This is a genomic window from Leifsonia shinshuensis, assembly GCF_031456835.1.
Lineage (GTDB): Bacteria > Actinomycetota > Actinomycetes > Actinomycetales > Microbacteriaceae > Leifsonia > Leifsonia shinshuensis_C.
The window spans coordinates 1,528,381-1,547,652 of sequence record NZ_JAVDVK010000001.1 but is presented as its reverse complement, the minus strand read 5'-3'; the positions used below and the strand labels follow the sequence as shown (position 1 = coordinate 1,547,652).

The following is a 19,272-nucleotide window of genomic DNA, read 5'->3' as shown; positions in this document are numbered from 1 at the left end:
GAAGCAACCTTAGTTGCTTATCGTGAGTTGTCAACCCGAGTTGCTTGAACGAAGGGCGCAACACGCCGTTATCGGCGGCGGATAACGGCGTGTTGCGCCCCTCGATGGCGGGGCGGGCGGGCGGGCCGGGCCGCGCGCATACCGGGCGCCAGCCGCGCGGCGCCGGCCGCTACGGCCGCAGGTCGGACAGCAGCCGGAGCCCGCGCGCCACGGCGTCGGCGGGAGACAGCGTCTCCACGGCGGCGGTCGCCGCCGCCAGACGGTCGCGGCCCCAGGTCGCGTCGATCCGGTCGGCGAGCGCGTCGCGGTGCAGGCTCGCGACGTCCTGGCGGGCGTTCGCCCGGCCGGCGAGCGCGAACAGCGTCAGGCCGTCGTCGACCCAGGAGGTGGATGCGGCGTGCCGCTCCGCCGTGCGCGCGTCGAGCATCCACACGGAGAAGCCCGACATCCCGGAGCCGATCACCGGACGGTCGAGCGCCGGCGGGTTGAGCCGCGCGCTCACCAGGATGCGCCGGCGGAGGGCGACCGCCGCCGCATCCGTCTCGTCCCGGTCGACCACGTCGGGGTCGGTGCCGATCACGTGCAGCCGCGCGACCAGCGCCGCGGCGGCGAGCATGATCGTCCACGGGTTGAGGGTCCGCTCCGCCGCGGTCGGGGCGTCGCCGAAGGCGCCGAGCGCCTCGTCGTACAGCCGGACCGCCTCCGCCGGGTCGTCCTCGGCCAGCGCGATCTCTGCCATCCCGGCGTAGCCGATCGCGTAGTAGTCGGCGTAGTCGAATCCCGCGCGGTCCGGCTCGGCGGCCAGGTACCGCTCCAGCAGCAGCCGGCCGCGGGCGGTGTCGCCGCTCGAGATCGCGTTCATCGCGATCAGCCAGTCGAGCTGGCGGAGGTCGCCGTCCGCCTGCAGCTGGGCGAGCTGGTCGTACGCCCGCTGCCCCCACTCCAGGGCCTCGGCGGGATGCGCGAGCTGGCTGTGGCACTGGGCGATCGACTGCGCGGCCGACGCGAGCGACCACGCGTCTCCCGCCTCGTTCGCCCTCTCCCAGGCGCGGGTCGCGGAGGCGAGCGCCGCATCCAGCTCCCCGGAGTTCTCGCGCAGCTGGGCCAGCAGCAGGTTGCCGATCGTCGCGCGCTCCGGGTCGGGCGAGACGGCGTACGTCTCCAGCAGCTCGAGCCCCTCCTTCACCTTGCCCGCGTTGAGCACGAGGGCCGCCATCGCATCGAGCCGCGAGTCGGCGAACGGCTTCGTGCGGCGGAGGTGCCGGAGGCCGGAGATCGCGCGGGCGGATGTGCGCACGTCGATGAAGAGGAAGGTGCCGCCCAGGACGGTGTAGCACGCGGCCGCCGCCTCGCGGAACTCGCCCTCGGGCTCCCAGCGCGCGAGGGCGTCCATCACGGCGCCCCCGAAGCCGATGACCTCCGAGTGCGCGCTGCGCAGCGACCAGTAGTACGACAGGGTGGCGAACACGGCGGCGACGGTCTCGCGACGGCCGCCCTCGAGCGCCGAACGAAGTACCGTCACGAGGTTGTCCTGTTCGGCGGTGACCCGCTGGAACGTCGCCACCTGCTGCCGACCGTGCATCACGGAGAGCGCATCCCGGCAGAATGCGACGGCCCACGCGTCCATCCCGTCGCGGACCTCGTCCTCCTCGCCCGCGGCGACGAGCGCGTTGTCGCCGAACTCGCGGACCGTCTCGAGCATCCGGTACCGCAGCAGCCCGGTGCTGCCGTCCTCGGTGACGGTCACGAGGGACTGCGCGACGAGCGCGTCCAGGTCGTCGAGCACGGTGGATGCGCGGCTGCCGGCCACGGCCTCCGCCGCCTCGGCGCTGAAACCGTCGGGGAAGCGCGAGAGCCGCCGCAGCAGGGCCTGCTCGGACGTGCCGAGGAGGTTCCAGCTCCACTCGATCACGGCGAACAGCGTGCGGTGCCGCTCGGGCGCGGTGCGCTCGCCGCCGGTGAGCAGGGCGAAGCGGTTGCCGAGGCGGCGCTCGATCTCGTCCACGGAGAGGGAGCGGGTGCGCGCGGCGGCGAGCTCGATGGCGAGGGGGAGGCCGTCGAGCCGGTCGCAGAGGCGCGCGACCACGTCGAGCGGGAGGACGGCCGCAGGTCGCGCGGCGCGGGCGCGTTCCACGAAGAGGGCGACCGCCGGTCCGTAGCCGTCGGCGGCCGTCGCGGACGATCCGCGAGCAGCGTCCGCACCCGCCGAGTTCGGGCCGGCCGCGCGCTTCCCGCCGGCGCCGTCCGCGCCCGCCGCGCGCTTCCCGCCGGTGCCGTCCGCACCCGCCGCAGGCTTCCCGCCGACCCCGTCCGTGCTCTTCAGCGAGTCCAGCGGGTACACGCGCTCCGCGCCGATCGCCAGCGGCGCCCGGCTCGTCGCCAGCACTCGCACGGTGCTCGTCGAGTCGAGGATGTCCTGCACGTACGCGGCCACCGCGTCCACGATGTGCTCGCAGTTGTCGACGATGAGCAGGGTCTCGCGCTCCGACAGCAGGCCCAGGATGCGGGAGCGCAGGTCGAGCTGCGAGCCCGGGTCGGTCGGACGCACGGCCCGTGCCTCCCGGATGCCGAGGGTGGAGGCGAACGCGAGCTCCACATCCTCGCCCGACCGCACGCTGGCCAGCTCGACGACGATCACCGCCGGCGTGTGGACGGCGCGGTTGCCGACCTCCTGCGCGAGCCGGGTCTTGCCGAGGCCGCCGGGCCCGAGGATGGTCGTCAGACGCGAGGTCGCGACGAGATCCTCGACCGCCTCCAGGTCGTACTCGCGTCCGACCAGCGCGTTCGGGGCGCTCCGCAGCCCGATGCGCACCCGGCGGGGAGCGGACGGCCGCTCGTCCTCGTCGGCGGCGAGCAGCTCTGCGTTGAGCGCGACCAGCTCGGGGCCGGGACGCGTCCCGAGCCGGTCGAGCAGCGCCTCCTTCAGCTCGGCGAAGGCGAGCAGGGCCTCGCTGCGCCGGCCGGCGGCGGCGAGCGTGCGCAGCTGTTCGAGGCGCAGCGTCTCGTCGAGCGGCCGCGCCTCGAGCAGCGGATGCAGATCGGCGAGCGCACCGGAGTGGTCGCCGGTCGCCCGGCGGGCGCGGGCCCGGATCAGCAGCAGGTCGTCGCGCAGCTCGGCGGCGGTCCGCTGCAGTTCGTCCGCGAGGGCGGTCGCGCCGAGTTCGGCCCCCGGCTGGCCGCGCCACAGCGAGAGGGCAGCGGTGGACTCGGCGACCGCCGCGGCCGCATCCCCGGCACGGAGTGCCGCCGTCGCCCGGTCGGCCGCGGCGCGGGCGCGTCCGAGGTCGGTCTGCTCCGGGGCGACGGCCAGTGCGTAGCCGCCGGGGGTGGACTCGAGCAGGCCGTCGGCGCTCGTCGTGCGCACCCGCGACACGAGCGTCTGCAGGGCGGCGCGCTCCTGGCGGGGCGGGCGGTCGTCCCAGAGGTCCTCGACCAGCGACGGGACGCTCGCCGCACCCCGGGCGAGCACCAGCGCGACGATCAGGCTCTTGCCGAGTGCGCCGGAGGGTTCCGTCAACGTGCCGCGCCGGTCCTCCACGAGCACCGGGCCGAGGACGGCGACGCGGGGTGGCGGTGGCGCGGTCTGCACCCGCCCGATCATAGCCAGTGCGCCCGACACCGCGCGGGTAGGCTCGGCCCCATGGCGTTCGACTGGTCCCAGTTCTACGAGAAGCAGGGCGGCCGCGGTGTGCGTCCCACCTTCCAGAGCGCCCTCGCCGCCTGGGACGGACCGCCCGGCGAGGCGATCGACCTCGGCTGCGGCGACGGCGTGGAGACGCGTCACCTGGCGGAGCATGGCTGGCGGGTGCTGGCGGTGGATGCGGACCCCGGCGTCGAACAGCGGGTGCGCGCGGGGCTGTCCGCCGAGGCAGGCGAGCGCGTGACCGTCCGGCGGTCGACCTTCGAGCAGCTCGGCGAGCTTCCGCCCGCCGACCTCGTCTACGCGGGCTTCGCGCTGCCTTTCTGCGACGAGAGCCACTTCCCGTACCTCTGGGCGGACATCCGCGAGGCGCTGCGGCCTGGCGGGCTCTTCGCCGGCGAGCTGTTCGGCCCGAACGACGAGTGGGCGGGCCGCCCCGGCATGAGCTTCCACGAGCGACGCCAGGTGGAGGGGATGCTCGCCGGGATGGACGTGCTGCAGCTGGCCGAGGACGACCGTCGCGGCATGTCGTTCGACGGCCCGAAGCACTGGCACGTCTTCCACATCGTGGCGCGCGCCTGACCCCTCGATGCCGGCGCCGGCCGCGCCTGCGTCAGGCGGCCGTGCTCACCCAGACGGCGACCAGCGCGAGCGCGGCGATCAGCGCCCAGGAGGCGAGCGCGGTGACGAGCGCGCGCCAGCCGGTCCCGAGCAGGGTCCGCAGCCGCACCGCCGTGCCGAGCCCGAACAGCGCCATCGCGAGCAGGACCGTCTGCGCCGTATCCGCACCGTCCGTCACGGCGGCCGGGAGCGGCACGAAGGTGCGGATCAGCACCGCGAGCAGGAACCCCGCCACGAACAGCGGGACGATCGGCGGGCGCTTCACCGACGGGTCGCCGGCCACGTGGCGACGGCGCTCGACGACGGCCGCGATCGCGACCATCGGCGCCAGCATCAGCACGCGGGTCAGCTTGACCACCACGGCGACCGCGAGGGCGGCCGCGCCGGCGAGCTGCGCCGTGGCGACGACCTGGCCGACATCGTGCACGCCCGCGCCGACCCAGTGGCCGAACTGCTGCGCATCCAGGCCGAGGGGATGCCACAGCAGGGGCAGCACGAAGATCGCGAGCGTGCCGCACAGGGTCACCAGGGCGACCGGGGTCGCCGCCTCCTCGTCCTTCGGCTTCACGACGCTGCTCATCGCCCCGATCGCGGAGGCTCCGCAGATCGAGAAACCGGTGGCGATGAGCAGCGGCTGGTGACCGGGCAGCCGGAGCAGGCGCCCGATCCAGAAGGTGCCCGCGAAGCTGAGCAGGACGACCGCGACCGTGGTGAGGATGGCGACCCAGCCGAGGTGGGCGATGTCGCCGAGGCTCAGCTTGAGTCCGAGCAGGACCACGCCGATCCGCATCAGCCGCTTTGCGCTCAGCGAGAGCCCGGGCGCCAGCCGGCCCGTCACCGCCGGGCGCGCGACCGGCAGCTGGCCGACGACGATGCCGAGCACGACGGCGGCCGTCAGCAACGGTACGGCGGGCACGAGCCAGTGCACGCCCCACGCGACGGCCGCCGCGGCGGCGCACGCGACGAGGCCCGGGAGCCAGGGCGCGACGGGCCGGGCGACGGGGGAAGCGGAGCTCACCGGTCCATTCTGCCGAGAGAACGGACCGGCGCCCGACCGTCCTCGCCGCGGCGCCGGCCCTCGTCGCCGTGCCGCGCCGCCGGGCGCCCGCTCAGAGCGCCGACAGCAGCGACGTGCCGTTCGGCACGCCGAGGCCGGTGCACGCATCCCATCCCGGAGCCGCCCGGTACGCGCCGTTGTCGCCCGTGGTGATGTCGCGGAAGCCGTCGGCGACCGTCCCCGCCGGCACAGCGTCGTAGAGCGCGGGCTGCGCGAGCCCCAGCGGCTTCCCGGTCGACTGGACGATCCGCGCGACGAGTGCCGCCCAGAGCGGCGCGACGGCGCTGGTGCCGCCGATCACCGTGTCCTGGCCGTCGACGCGCACCTGGTAGCCGGTCTGCGGGTCGGCGACGGCGGAGACGTCGGGAACGCCGCGTCCGCCCGGTCCGTTGGCGGTCCCTCCCGCGTCGGTGCCGTCCGCGCCGGACGGCACGCCGACGCCCTTCTGCCACGACGGCAGCGGGAAGACGGCGCTGACGCCGCCGCCGGTCGCGCCGCCGCCCGTCCCGTTGTTCCAGACCGTCTCCGAGTGCACGGTACCGGTGTCGCCGTCCGCCTCCAGGCGCGTCCCGCCGCAGGCCAGGGCGTGCGGGGAGGAGGCCGGGAAGTCGACGTGGGGCCGGCCGTCGCCGACCCGGTCGCTGCTGCCGTCGTCGCCGGCCGCGGCCGTCGTCGTCACGCCGAGTGCGGCCGCATCCTGCAGCGCCTGGTCGAAGGCGGTGCGGGCCTGGGCCGTCCACTGGTCCTCCGACTGGCCCCAGCTGATGCTGATGGCGGCCGGGGTCGGGTCGGCGTGCGCGGCGGTCGACACCGCGTCGAGGAACCCGGCGTCGGTGTTCGGCGCGAAGTACACGACGATGTTCGCGCCCGGGGCGAGCGCGCCCGCCACCTCGATATCGAGCATCACCTCGCCGTCCGCGCCGTTGGGGTTGCCCTCCGGCGCGTTGGACCCGCCGTCGACGCCGACCGCGGTGACGGACGGTGTCGGGATGCCGAGCCCGGCGAAGTACGTGTCGAGATCGGACTGCACGTACCCGCCGCCGAGCTCGATGATCGCGATGGTCTGGCCGCTGCCGTCCGTCCCCTCGGGGAACTCGTAGACGCGGCCGAGCTCCGGCGGCGTGTAGCTGGTGTTGACCGCCGCTGCCGGGACGTACCGGAACTGCGCCCGCGCCTGGGGCCGGTCGTCGAGGCCGAGCACGGCGGTGACCACCCCGTCCAGCGCGGCCGGGATGCTCAGCCCGCCCGTGCGCTGCCGGTAGGTCGGTGCGTCGTCGCCGGCGTCGTCGCGGGTCGACTGAGCCAGATCGGTGCCGAAGACGCGCGCCATGATCTGCACCGGGCCGGACACCCGCACCCGGCGGGCGCCCGCATCCACTTCGTCGATCGTGAGGCCGAGACCCTGGAGCGTGTCGCGCACCAGCGAGACGTCGTCGGGCGCCGCGCCGTACCGCTCGGCCAGCTCCTCGCGGCTCAGCGGCTGAGCGAAGGCGCTCTCCGGCAGCGGCTCCCTGCGCCGCAGGACGAGGGTCGCGTCGACGCGCGAGTCCGGCGCGAGGCCGCCGTGGGCCTGGAATCCGGGTCGGTCGGGGCGCTCGCTCCCGGGCAGCGGGACGAGATCGAGGGGCTGTTCGGCATCCGTCATACCACTCGGTCTACCACCGCCCTCCGACACCGCCAGTGCGTCCGGCCGCCGGGTCAGACCCAGCTGGGCAGCCACATATGGATCTGCCAGAACCAGAACGGCACCTGCTGGCCGGTCCAGATCGGCCAGAAGAACACGCTGACCAGGGCACACGCGACGAGGTACACGCCGATCCAGAGGATGCCGCGCCTCCGCCTCCGCTCCGGATCGTCGCGGCTGCCCAGGATCAACGCGATGACGGCAGTCAGCGCCAGGATCAGGTACGGCTCGAACGCGATCGAGTAGAAGGTGAAGATCGTGCGGCCCATGTACAGCCACCACGGCAGGTAGCCCGCCGCGAGCCCGGTCAGGATGAGGCCGATGCGCCAATCCCGCGTGCGGACGAGCCAGTACAGCAGGAACAGGATCGCCGCGGTTCCCGCCCACCAGATCAGCGGGTTGCCGAGCGACGTGATCGCCGCCGAGCACGCCGAGGACGCGCATCCGTTCTGTCCCTGCGTGGAACCGACGTAGTACATGCTCGTGGGCCGCAGCATCAGCGTCCACGTCAGCGGGTTCGACTGGTACGGATGCGGCGTGTGCAGGTTGATGCTGTAGTTGTACATCTCGGTCTGGTAATGCCAGAGGTTCTGCACCCAGAGCGGCACCCAGGAGAGCCCGCCGGTCCACTGCATGTGCACCGACTCCGCCCAGTGCCGGTAGTAGCCGTTCCCCGTGAAGATCCAGCCGGCCCAGGTGGCCACGTAGGCGACGAAGGCGAGCGGGACCATCAGCACGAAGGTCGCGGGTGCCTGCTTGAGCAGTGAACCGCTGATGTAGAAGGGCAGTCCCTCGCGGCGTCGGGCCAGCGCATCCACCAGCACCGTGTAGACGGCGAAGAACGCGAGGAAGTAGAAGCCCGTCCACTTCACGCCCGCGCACAGCCCGCACAGGATTCCCGCGGCGATCAGCCACGGACGCCACCACAGCACCGGCCCCCACGCCGGGTCGCGGCCATTCGCGCGCTCCGCGGCCACGCGCGCCGCCAGCCGGTCCGCCGCCCACTTGCGGTCGAGCAGGATGCAGCAGAACGCGAGCAGCGCGAAGAACATCACGAACCCGTCGAGCAGCGCCACCCGGCTCATCACGATCGCGTGGCCGTCGATCGCGAACAGGAAACCCGCGATCGTGGCGATCATCGTCGACCGGAACAGCATCCGGGCGATGAGGAAGACGAGCAGCACCGCGAGCGTCCCGGCGATCGCCGTGGAGACGCGCCAGCCGAACGAGTTGTCCGGGCCGGTGGCGGCCATCCCGAGGCCGATGAGCCACTTGCCGAGCGGTGGATGCGCGACGAACGACGGATCGGAGTCGAAGATCTGCGTCTGGCCGGCCGCGAACCGCGCGTCCGCCTTGTCGGGCCAGCTGCCCTCGTAGCCGAGGTTCCAGATGGTCCAGGAGTCCTTCACGTAGAAGGTCTCGTCGAACACGAGCGAGTGCGGCTGACCGAGGTTCCACAGCCGGAGCACGGCGGCCAGCAGGGTCACGCCGATCGGCGCGCCCCAGTACCAGACCCGCAGCCGCGCGGGGGTGCGGAGGACGCGCGCCCACCAGTCGTCCAGGCGGGTGCCGGTGCGCTCCGGGGCGCGGTGCACGGCAGCGACGTCGGTGGCAGGAGCGGAAGTCACCCAGCCATGCTAGGGGCGCAGCCTCCGTGTCGCCTTTCGGCTGACAGACTAAGAGCCATGATCATCCTCGCGGCGACCCCGATCGGCAATCTGGGCGACGCCTCCCGGAGGCTCGTGGAGGTGCTCGGCTCGGCCACGGTCGTCGCCGCGGAGGACACCCGCGTCGCGCAGCGCCTGCTCGCCGGCCTCGGCGTCGAGAACCGGCCGCGGCTCATCGCGCTGCACGACCACAACGAGCGCGACCGGGCCGCGGAGCTCGTCGAGCTGGCGCGCGATCAGGATGTGGTGCTGCTCTCCGACGCCGGGATGCCGACCGTCTCCGACCCGGGCTTCCACCTGGTGGAGGCGGCCGCCGCCGCGGGCGTCGGCGTCACGGCGCTCCCCGGTCCGTCGGCGGTGCTGACGGCGCTCGCCGTCGCGGGGCTCCCCACCGACCGCTTCACGTTCGAGGGCTTCCTGCCGCGCAAGCACGGGGAGCGGCTGTCGGCGCTGCGGGCGCTCGCCGCCGAACCGCGCACGATGGTCTTCTTCGAGTCGCCGAACCGGCTGGCGAGCTCGCTCGCCGACCTCGCCGCGGTGTTCGGCGACGACCGCCGCGTGGCCGTCTGCCGGGAGCTGACGAAGCTCTACGAGGAGGTCAGGCGCGGGACCGCGGCCGAGCTGGCGGCGTGGGCGGCGGAAGGCGTGCGCGGCGAGATCGTCATCGTGGTCGGCGGAGCGCCGGCCCGCGCGGCCGACCCGGAGACCGCGGTCGCGCAGGTGCTCGCGCTGGTGGCGGCCGGGACGAGGCTCAAGGACGCGGCCGCTGAGGTCGCCGACGCGACCGGACTGGGCAAGCGCGACCTCTATCAGGCGGCCCTGGCGGCGCGTTCTCCACAGGCGGAGTAACACGCGGGATCGCGCGCCCGCGCGCCCGTAGGATAGTCACCATGTCCGACGGCTCCTCCTTCTACATCACCACGCCGATCTTCTACGTGAATGATGTCCCGCACATCGGGCATGCCTACACGGAGGTCGCGGCCGACGTGCTGGCCCGCTGGCACCGCCAGGCCGGCGACGACACCTGGCTGCTCACCGGCACCGACGAGCACGGCCAGAAGATCCTGCGCACGGCGACCGCGAACGGAACGACGCCCAAGGCGTGGGCCGACAAGCTCGTCACCGAGGAGTGGCTCCCGCTGCTCGAGACCATCGACATCGCCAACGACGACTTCATCCGCACCACCGACGAGCGGCACGAGGTCAACGTCCAGAAGTTCCTGCAGAAGCTGTACGACGACGGCTACATCTACGCCGGCGAATACGAGGCGCTCTACTGCGTGGGCTGCGAGGAGTTCAAGCCGCAGAGCGAGATCGTCGACGGCACCGGCGAGTACGAGGGCCAGAAGGTGTGCGCCATCCACTCGAAGCCGCTGGAGCTGCTGCAGGAGAAGAACTACTTCTTCCGGATGAGCCAGTTCGCGGACCGTCTGCTGGCGCTCTACGAGGAGCGTCCGGACTTCGTGCAGCCGGAGTCGGCGCGCAACGAGGTGGTCAGCTTCGTGCGTCAGGGACTCAGCGACCTGTCCATCTCGCGGTCGAGCTTCGACTGGGGCATCAAGGTGCCGTGGGACGAGTCGCACGTCGTCTACGTCTGGTTCGACGCGCTGCTCAACTACATCACCGCGGTCGGCTACGGGCAGGACGACGAGGAGTTCGCACGCCGCTGGCCGGCGAACCACCTGGTGGGCAAAGACATCCTGCGCTTCCACGCGGTCATCTGGCCGGCCATGCTGATGGCCGCGGGCCTCGAGGTGCCGAAGCGGGTGTTCGGCCACGGCTGGCTGCTCGTGGGCGGCGAGAAGATGTCCAAGTCCAAGCTGACCGGCATCGCGCCGACGCAGATCACCGACACGTTCGGGTCCGACGCGTTCCGCTACTACTTCATGCGCGCCATCAACTTCGGCCAGGACGGCTCCTTCAGCTGGGAGGACCTGGCGGCGCGCTACCAGGCGGAGCTCGCCAACGGCTTCGGCAACCTCGCATCGCGTGTCATCGCCATGGTCACCCGGTACTTCGAGGGCATCGTGCCCCCGGCGGCCGAGTACCAGGAGGTCGACCGGCACGTGCAGGAGGTCGTCCGGACGGCGGCAGCCGACGCGGACGCCGCGATCTCGCGCCTGGCGATCCACGACGCCCTCACGGCGATCTGGCGGATCGTCGACGAGCTCAACGGGTACATCACCGAGCAGGAGCCGTGGACGCTGGCGAAGGACGAGACGCAGCGCGAGCGGCTGGGCACCGTGCTGTACACGGCCGCCGAGGGGCTGCGCGCGCTCGCCGTCCTGCTGTCGCCGGTCATCCCGGGCGCCACGGCGAAGCTGTGGGAGTCGCTGGGCGTCGAGGGCGAACTGGGTGCGCTCACGGCGCAGCCGCTGCGCACCGCGGGGGACTGGGGGCGCCTGCCGGCCGGCACCGAGGTCAACGGGCTGGCCGCGCTGTTCCCGCGGATCGATGCGGAGGCGGTCGCCGCGGTATGACGGACCCGTCGTTCGTCCGCCAGCGGCACGTCACCGACGGCCGGGATCTGGCCTACCCTCCGCTGCCGGAGGCGCTGACGGTCCCCGTCTACGACAACCACACGCACCTCGAGATGGCCGACGGCGTCGAGCCGCTCGACTACCGCGAGCAGCTGGACCGCGCGTCCAGCGTCGGTGTGCGCGGCGTGGTGCAGGTCGGGAACGACGTGGAGACGTCCCGCTGGTCGGCGGAGATGGCCGCGATCGAGCCGCGCATGCTGGCTGCGGTCGCGCTGCACCCGAACGACGCGCCCGACTATGACGAGCGCGGCGAGCTGGATGACGCCCTGGCCGTCATCGCCGAGCTCGCCGGCCGTCCCCGGGTGCGCGCCGTGGGGGAGACGGGACTCGACTTCTTCCGGACCGAGGAGGGGCCGCGGCGGGATGCGCAGTTCCGCTCGTTCGAGGCGCACATCGAGATCGCCAAGCAGAACGACCTCGCCCTGCAGATCCACGACCGGGACGCGCACGCGGCCGTCGTCGCGACTCTCAAGCGAGTCGGAGCCCCGGCGCGGACGGTCTTCCACTGCTTCTCGGGCGACGTCGAGCTCGCCCGCATCTGCGCCGAGAACGGTTGGTACATGTCGTTCGCGGGCACCGTCACGTTCAAGAACGCGCCGAATCTGCGGGAGGCGCTGGCTGCCGCGCCCCGCCACCTGATCATGGTCGAGACGGATGCGCCGTTCCTCACGCCGACCCCGTTCCGCGGCCGGCCGAACGCGCCCTACCTCATCCCGCACACCCTCCGCGCCATGGCCGAGGTGCTCGGCACGGACGCCTCCACGCTCGCCGCCCAGATCAACTCCAACACCGAGCTCGTCTACGGTCGCTGGGACAGCGAGCCGGTCGGACCGCCGCCCACCGAGCCCATCGGGATCATCGCGTGAGCGAGCTGCGGCTGCTCGGCCCGGCCGAGATCCGCGACCTCGCCGAACTGCTCGACGTCACCCCCACCAAGAAGCTCGGCCAGAACTTCGTCATCGACGCGAACACCGTGCGCCGCATCGTCCGCGTCGCCGAGGTGCAGCCGGGCGACCGGGTCGTCGAGATCGGCCCCGGCCTCGGCTCCCTCACCCTCGGCCTGCTCGAAGCGGACGCCGACGTGGTGGCCGTGGAGATCGACGGCCGGCTGGCCGAGCAGCTCCCGAAGACCGTGCAGCAGCTCGCCCCGGACGCCGCGGACCGCCTGACCGTCGTGCACCGCGACGCCCTGCAGATCACCGAGCTGCCGGCCGACCCCGTGCGTCTGGTCGCGAACCTCCCGTACAACGTGTCCGTCCCCGTGCTGCTGCACTTCCTCGAGCACTTCCCGAGCTTGCGGTCGGGCGTCGTGATGGTCCAGGCCGAGGTCGGCCACCGCATCGCGGCGGCGCCCGGCTCCAAGGTCTACGGCGCACCGAGCGTGAAGGCCGCCTGGTACGGCGCGTGGCGCACCGCGGGCGCGGTCAGCCGGCAGGTGTTCTGGCCGGTCCCGAACGTCGACTCGGTGCTCGTGGCCTTCGAACGGCACGACGAGCAGCCGGGCGACGAAGCGTTGCGCCTGCGCACGTTCGCCCTCGTGGACGCCGCCTTCCAGCAGCGCAGGAAGACCCTCCGCCAAGCGCTGGCGCCCGTCTTCGGCGACCCGACCTCGGCGGCCACGGCCCTGCAGGCGGCGGGCCTCGACCCGAGCCTCCGGGGCGAGCAGCTCGCCCTCGCGGACTTCGCACGCCTCGCATCCGTCCCTGTCTCGCCGGACGCCGCGTAAGGCACTCGGCGCGCGCCCAGCAGCCGGGCCGCCGGGTGTGTAGGTTGGAAGCATGGTGGACGGGTGGGACGTTGACAGCGTGCACGTTCGCGCTCCCGGCAAGATCAACGTCTTCATGCGCGTCGGCGCCGTCATGGAAGACGGCTACCACGACGTCGCCACCGCCTACCAGGCGGTCTCGCTCTACGAGGACGTCCGCGCGTACCCGGCGGACGGCTTCTCGGTGGTCTTCGGCGGCAGCATCGACACGAGCGGCCTTCCGCTCGACGACTCCAACCTGGCGATCAAGGCGGCCCGGCTGCTGGCAAAGCGCACCGGCTTCACCGGCGGCGTGCACCTCGAGATCGACAAGCACGTGCCTGTCGCGGGCGGCATGGGCGGAGGGTCCGCGGATGCGGCCGCCGCTCTCGTCGCGTGCGACGCTCTGTGGGGCACCGACGTCGGCCGCGAGGAACTGCTCGCGCTGGCGGCCCGGCTCGGCGCCGACGTGCCTTTCGCGCTGGTCGGCGGCACCGCCATCGGCACGGGCCGCGGCGACCGGCTGAGCCCGGCCCTCGCGACCGGCCAGTTCCACTGGGTGCTCGCGCTGCCGGAGGGCCAGCTGAGCACCCCTCTGGTCTACAGCGAGCTCGACCGCCACCGGGAACGCCACGCGCGCGACATCGCCCCGGCGCAGCTCACCCCGAGCGTCGACTCCGCGGTGCTGCAGGCCCTGCGCGCCGGCGACCCGGCGATGCTCGCTGAGGCGCTCACCAACGACCTGCAGGCGCCGGCCATCCACCTCGTACCCGAGATCGCCGACGTGATCGAGCTGGGCGAGATGAACGGCGCACTGGCCGGAATCGTGTCCGGATCGGGGCCGACGGTCGCGTTCCTGGCGGCCGACCTCGACTCCGCCCTCGACCTGCAGATCGCCCTCAGCGCGGCGCGGGTGCGCGCGGTGCGCGCCACCGGACCGGTGCACGGGGCGCGCATCCTGAACGACTGAGCGAGGGTCGGCGGAGATCGGGGCCGTACCGTATTGGCGCGCGGCGTCGGTGCGGGGATGTGCGCTGGGGTGGGAGTCTGCGGTTGAGCGGGTGAGAGCCATGCGGCCAGCCTTCCAGCGGAGGAAGGGGCGCGGCCGGGACCCGGCGAATCTGTGGAAAGCCAGCGGACAGGCACGCCTGTGGAACGGAGGAAAAGGGTCGTCAGATCTCCGACGGAACGCTCTGTGGAAGGAGTTCTGGGCTCTGGATCGGCCGGATCTCCGACGCAAGCAGCCAGATCTCCGACACAAGCGCCAAGCCGGCAAGCGCCAAGCCGGGACCCCCGCACGCCTCCCCCTGAGGATGCCCGGCCGCACAGACGTCGGGTTGAGACGATTCGTCGATGTCGGGAAGCGTTTCCGCCTGCTGGGCCGGGCATCCCGGGTGTCTTCACACTATCGAGGGCCCTCGCGACACTCCCCACTCGGGGGACGAAACCGTCAAGACTTGACGGGTCTCCTCCGGGCCAGCGTCCGCAGGTCGCGCCGCGACCGCAGGCCCAGCTTGGAGAGGATGTTGCGCACGTGGAAGTTGACCGTCGTCACCGAGACGTACAGGCGTTCCGCGATCTCCTTGTTGGTCATGCCGGCGGCGAGCGCGTGCGCCACCTGGCGCTCCCGGGTGGTGAGGCTGGCGAGCGGGTCCACGGCCGACGACTCGACCGCCGCCTCCTCGAGCAGGTGGAGGCAGCGCGCCAGGTACCCGGAGGCGCCGAGCGCCCGGAACGTGGCCGCGGCCGACTCCAGCAGCGCCCGCCCCGCAGCCCTCTCTCCGCGGGAGATGGCGAGCCGTCCCGCGTCCAGCGCGGCGACCGCGCGGGGGAACGGGAAGCGGTCCGCCCCCGGCTCCGCGACGGCGGCGCGGTACGCGGCGAGTGCCTCCGGCGCGCGTCCCTCGGCTTCGAGCGTCCGTCCCTCCAGCCAGCGCAGCGATCCGTAGTAGGGACGCCACGGGCCCGGCGCGGCGCACCGCTCGTAGGCCGCGCGCGCCTCCTCGGCCCTGCCGAGCGCGGCGAGCGCATCCACCCGGTAGGTCAGCCAGCCGAGCGTCGAGCTGCGGGATGCGGCGGCCTCGGCCTGCTCTGCGGCGGCGAGCTGCTCGGCCGGCCGGCCGAGCGCGCGGGCGAGTTCCGCGCGCGCCAGGTAGGGCAGGTCGCCGTCGTACGATCCGGTGATCCGCGGGTCGGCCTGCGCCGCGGCGCGGAGCCGCTCGTCCACCGCCTCCGCCTCGCCGCGTCCGGCCCGCACCAGCGCCGACGTCCACAGGGCGATCGGCCAGCAGGAGAGGTCCGTCTCGTCCAGGGCGAGCGCGACGGCGGTGTCCGCCAGGGTGACGGACTCCTCCCACTCGCCGACCAGGTACAGGATGTGCGCGTACATCGTGCGCGCGAAGCCGGCCGTCCAGCTGGTCGGGAAGCGGCGCACCAGGTCGTTCGCCCGCGACAGGTCGGCGCGTGCGCGGTCGATGTCGCCGCTGAGGATGAAGACGCGGGAGCGGCTGACCAGCGCATCCACCGCCGCCGGGGACTCGTGGCCGACGACCAGCTCGTCGAGTTCCGCCGCCAGGGGCACGAACAGGTCGGGACGGCGGGCGTGCGCCGCCGAGATCACCGCCCAGCCCAGCAGCCGCGTCAGGTCGTCGAGCGGCGCCGCAAGCCAGCGCAGGGCGGGGTCCGCCACCTCGGCGGGGTCCGGGCTGTCCGCGATGTGCCGTCGCGCCGTGTCGAGGTGGTCGAGCACCGCCGGGAAGTCGCCGGTCGCCATGAGCACCTTGGGCAGCGCCTCCGCCACGTGCGCGCGGATCGCCCGCTCGTCGGGCGTCTCGGCGGGGCGCGCCTCGAACTCGAGCGCGAGGGCGAGGGCGCCGGGCAGGTCCTGCGAGAGCGTCCGCAGTTCGACCAGCACGGCATCCCGCGCCGGTGACGGCGGCATCGCCTCGAAGGCGGGCCTCAGCTCCAGGATGCGCTCGTGCATCCGGAACCGCATGGCGATGAGCCCGAGCTCGCGGAGCGCCCGCTCGGCCTCGGCGCCGGACGCGAGATCCACCGCGGACCGGGCGTAGCTGAGCGCCTGCTCGGCCTGGCCGAGGTCGGACACCGCGAGGGCGGCGGTGAGCAGCTCGTCAACCAGCGTGGGGTCGGTGCGGTCGGCGGCCTCCACCCGGTGGCGCAGCGCGCGGTGCCCGGAGAGCACCTCCGCGGCGACGCGGTGGATGGCGACCCGGCGGTGCAGCGGCACCCCCGCCGCGAGGGCGTCGGCCAGGATGGCGTGGGTCGGCTCGACGCGGACCACGCCGTCCCGGGTCTCCGCCAGAACGAGGCCGCGCGCGACGGCGCCGTGGACGTCGATGTCGAGTCCCAGGCGGTCGGCGATGGTGCCGACGACCGGCAGCGGGAGGGGGTCGCGCAGCACGGCGACGAGCTCCGCCGCCACGCGGACGGACGGGGGAGCGCCCTCCAGCGACGCGGAGATCGCGGTCGAGAGCGGCGTGATGGCGGTGGCGGGCAGATCCCACCCGGCGGGATGGAGCGCCTGCGCGAACGTCTCCCGCAGCTGGCCCAGCAGCACGCTGAGCAGCAGCGGCGAGCCCTGCGTCGCCTCGGTGAGGCGCGTCGCCGTGCGGCGCGAGACCGGGTGGCCGAGGATGTGGCGGGCGAGCTCCTGCGTGTCACCCACGGTCAGCGGGGTGAGCTCCACCCGGGCGTGGTTCGTCGTGGTGGATGCGAGGTCGTCGAAGAGCGCGGTGATCCGGTTGGGCTGGGGGCGTGTGGCCGCCGTGAACAGGAAGCGCTGGTCGACGAGGCGCCGGGCCAGGAACCGCAGCGCGCGGGCCGACGGCTCGTCCACCCACTGGGCGTCGTCGATGATCAGGCAGACCGGCCCGTCGATCCCGTCGATCGCGTCGAGCAGGAAGCGCCCGACGGTCAGCGGGTCGTCCCCGGGCTCGGGCGGACGGATGGCGGTGGATGCGGCGCCCGCGCGTGCTCCCGAGCCGCGCATCCCGTTGAGCCCGCGGACCAGGGTCTCGACCGTGGCGTACGCGAGGTCGGACTCGAAGGAGTCGGCGTGGACGCGCAGCACCGTCCAGCCCTCCAGCCGCTGCGCCACATCCGCCAGCAGAGCCGTCTTGCCGAGGCCCGCCTCTCCGGCGACCAGCAGAGCACCCCCGTGCTCGCGGGCCTGGTGCGCGACCAGGAGCATCGTCTCCCTGGCGCGGTCCCTGCCGAACAGGGGCCGCTGGTCCGCGGCCCGCTTCTGGTCACTCACGTGCCGCTCCGTCCCCATCGGCCGCGTCGGGTCGGGTGAGCGACCGATGCTCTGGATCATCGCACAGCGACCGGCCCGCTATCGTTCCCCAGTCCGGGGGTGCGAGCGCACCGGGCGCGGCCGGGTGCGGTGCGGGGTCAGCCCTCCAGTTGCTCGGAGAGCTCCAGCCACCGCGTCTCGAGGTCGGCGATCTCGCCCTCCAGGGTGCGCAGCTCCTCGGTCAGCCGGCCGAGGCCGACGTAGTCGCTCTGGTCGTGCCGCGCCAGCTCCTCGTGCTTCGCCGCCACCTGGTCGGTGACCCTGGCGAGCCGCCGGTCGAGGGCGGACAGCTCCTTCTCGGCCGAGCGAAGGGCCGCGCCCGACAAGGCGGGTGCTGCGGGTGTGCCGGCCGACGGCGAGGCACCGGCCGCGTCGCTGGACGCCTCCTGCGCGCTCTGCGCCCGCCGCAGCCGCAGGTACTCGTCGACGCCGCCGGGCAGGTGCCGCAGCCGCCCATCCATCACCGCGTACTGCTGGTCGGTGACCCGCTCGAGCAGGTACCGGTCGTGCGAGACGACCAGCAGGGTGCCCGGCCAGGAGTCGAGCAGGTCCTCCATCGCCGCCAGCATGTCGGTGTCGAGGTCGTTCGTCGGCTCGTCCAGGATGAGCACGTTCGGCTCGTCGAGCAGGATGAGGAGCAGCTGGAGGCGGCGCTTCTGACCGCCCGACAGGTCCTTCACCGGGGTCGAGAGCTGCGCGTTCGAGAAGCCCAGGCGCTCCAGCAGCTGCCCGGGCGACACCTCCTTGCCGCCGGCCAGGTAGGTGGACTTCTTGCCCGCCACGACGGCGCTCACGCGCTCGTCGGCGATGTCGTCCAGCTCGCTGAGCTGCTGCGTCAGCGTGGCGATGCGGACCGTCTTGCCGCGCTTCACCCGGCCGGAGTCCGGCTCGACGGTTCCGGCGACGAGGCCCAGCAGGGTGGACTTTCCGGCGCCGTTCACGCCCAGGATGCCGGTGCGCTCGCCGGGGGCGATCCGCCACTCCACATCGCGCAGCACGGTCTTGGGCGGGTAGGAGACGGACACGTCGAGCAGGTCCACCACGTCCTTTCCGAGCCGGGAGGTGGCGAGCGTGGTCAGCTCGACCGTGTCGCGCGGCGGCGGCTCGTCGGCGATCAGCACGGCCGCCGCATCCATCCGGAACTTCGGCTTGGAGGTGCGGGCGGGCGCGCCCCGGCGCAGCCAGGCGAGCTCCTTCCGCATCAGGTTCTGCCGCTTCGTCTCGGCGACCGACGCCATCCGGTCGCGCTCCACCCGCTGCAGCACGTACGCGGCGTAGCCGCCCTCGAACGGTTCGACGATGCCGTCGTGCACCTCCCACGTGGCCGTCGACACCTCGTCGAGGAACCACCGGTCGTGCGTCACCACGACGAGCGCGCCCGAGCCGGTGGGCCAGCGGCCCTTGAGGTGCTGGGCGAGCCAGGCGACGCCCTCCAGGTCGAGGTGGTTGGTGGGCTCGTCGAGAAACAGGATGTCGTGGTCGTGCACCAGCAGCGCGGCCAGGGCGACCCGGCGGCGCTGGCCACCGGAGAGCTCGCCGATCGTCGCATCCCACCGGATGTCCGACACGAGCCCGGCCAGCACGTCGCGCACCCGGGGGTCGCCGGCCCACAGGTACTCCTCCCGGTCGCCGACGATGGCGTGGCCCACGGTCAGCTGCGGCGGCAGCTCGTCGCGCTGGTCGAGCATCCCGACCGTGACGCCGCGGCGCCGGGTGACGCGGCCGGAATCGGGCTCCAGCCGGCCCGCCAGCAGCTGCAGGAGGGTCGACTTGCCGTCGCCGTTGCGGCCGACGACGCCGATGCGGTCGCCCTCCGAGATGCCGAGGGTGACGGAGTCGAACACGGTGCGCGTCGGATACTCCAGGTGCAGCGCTTCCGCGCCGAGCAGGTGAGCCATGAGACCATCCAGCCTACCGGGCACCGCCTAGGGGGTTCCTCCGCGCGCTCGCTCGACCTGGTAGAGTCCTTGTATCAGCGCCCCCCCAAGGCTCGAGCCATCCGGC

General features: G+C 73.2%; 12 protein-coding genes. 6 read left to right on the top strand and 6 right to left on the bottom strand.

Translation table 11 applies throughout. From position 1 onward, the window contains the following. Positions 1-169: 169 nt before the first annotated feature. On the bottom strand, positions 170-3,589 hold the full coding sequence (locus J2W45_RS07515) for an AfsR/SARP family transcriptional regulator (RefSeq protein ID WP_310130377.1): 3,420 nt from the start codon (positions 3,587-3,589) through the stop codon (positions 170-172). A 51-nt stretch (positions 3,590-3,640) separates the two neighbouring features. On the opposite strand from J2W45_RS07515, the gene J2W45_RS07510 reads away from it, so the two are divergent. Beyond that, positions 3,641-4,222, top strand: coding sequence for a class I SAM-dependent methyltransferase (locus J2W45_RS07510; RefSeq protein ID WP_310130374.1), 582 nt, complete (start codon positions 3,641-3,643; stop codon positions 4,220-4,222). A gap of 31 nt (positions 4,223-4,253) precedes the next feature. Here J2W45_RS07510 and J2W45_RS07505 read toward each other — a convergent pair whose 3' ends face one another. From J2W45_RS07505 to J2W45_RS07495, 3 genes are all read right to left on the bottom strand, one after another. Beyond that, complete coding sequence (locus J2W45_RS07505) at positions 4,254-5,279, bottom strand: YeiH family protein (RefSeq protein ID WP_310130371.1); 1,026 nt, start codon at positions 5,277-5,279, stop codon at positions 4,254-4,256. 91 nt (positions 5,280-5,370) lie between these two features. Continuing rightward, positions 5,371-6,963, bottom strand: a complete 1,593-nt coding sequence (locus tag J2W45_RS07500; RefSeq protein WP_310130367.1) for a S53 family peptidase — start codon at positions 6,961-6,963, stop codon at positions 5,371-5,373. A gap of 53 nt (positions 6,964-7,016) precedes the next feature. After that, positions 7,017-8,630 (bottom strand): dolichyl-phosphate-mannose--protein mannosyltransferase, encoded by a 1,614-nt coding sequence (locus tag J2W45_RS07495; RefSeq protein WP_310130364.1) that lies wholly within the window; start codon positions 8,628-8,630, stop codon positions 7,017-7,019. Between the two features lie 57 nt (positions 8,631-8,687). Between J2W45_RS07495 and rsmI the strand changes: the two genes are divergently transcribed. From rsmI to J2W45_RS07470, 5 genes are read left to right on the top strand one after another with little or no spacing between them, the layout of a single operon-like run. Then, positions 8,688-9,518: a 16S rRNA (cytidine(1402)-2'-O)-methyltransferase gene (gene rsmI / locus J2W45_RS07490; protein WP_310130362.1), complete on the top strand. Its 831-nt coding sequence runs from the start codon at positions 8,688-8,690 to the stop codon at positions 9,516-9,518. Positions 9,519-9,559: 41 nt separating this feature from the next. Next, positions 9,560-11,149 (top strand): methionine--tRNA ligase, encoded by a 1,590-nt coding sequence (gene metG / locus J2W45_RS07485; RefSeq protein ID WP_310130358.1) that lies wholly within the window; start codon positions 9,560-9,562, stop codon positions 11,147-11,149. Then, positions 11,146-12,075 carry a TatD family hydrolase gene (locus J2W45_RS07480; protein ID WP_310130354.1) on the top strand — a complete coding sequence of 310 codons (930 nt, stop codon included), beginning with the start codon at positions 11,146-11,148 and terminating at the stop codon, positions 12,073-12,075. The genes metG and J2W45_RS07480 overlap by 4 nt, the downstream gene beginning before the upstream one ends. After that, a complete protein-coding gene (gene rsmA, locus J2W45_RS07475; RefSeq protein ID WP_310130351.1) occupies positions 12,072-12,935 on the top strand; it encodes a 16S rRNA (adenine(1518)-N(6)/adenine(1519)-N(6))-dimethyltransferase RsmA in 864 nt (287 codons plus the stop codon). The genes J2W45_RS07480 and rsmA overlap by 4 nt, the downstream gene beginning before the upstream one ends. A 52-nt stretch (positions 12,936-12,987) precedes the next feature. Further along, a complete protein-coding gene (locus J2W45_RS07470) occupies positions 12,988-13,923 on the top strand; it encodes a 4-(cytidine 5'-diphospho)-2-C-methyl-D-erythritol kinase (protein ID WP_310130349.1) in 936 nt (311 codons plus the stop codon). A gap of 480 nt (positions 13,924-14,403) precedes the next feature. Here the strand turns inward: J2W45_RS07470 and J2W45_RS07465 are convergent, their stop codons facing one another. Both J2W45_RS07465 and J2W45_RS07460 read right to left on the bottom strand, forming a co-directional pair. Then, the gene (locus J2W45_RS07465; RefSeq protein WP_310130347.1) at positions 14,404-17,229 is read right to left on the bottom strand and encodes a helix-turn-helix transcriptional regulator; all 2,826 of its coding nucleotides are present in this window, start codon (positions 17,227-17,229) and stop codon (positions 14,404-14,406) included. Positions 17,230-17,366: 137 nt separating this feature from the next. Beyond that, on the bottom strand, positions 17,367-19,166 hold the full coding sequence (locus tag J2W45_RS07460) for an ABC-F family ATP-binding cassette domain-containing protein (RefSeq protein ID WP_310130345.1): 1,800 nt from the start codon (positions 19,164-19,166) through the stop codon (positions 17,367-17,369). Positions 19,167-19,272: the final 106 nt, after the last annotated feature.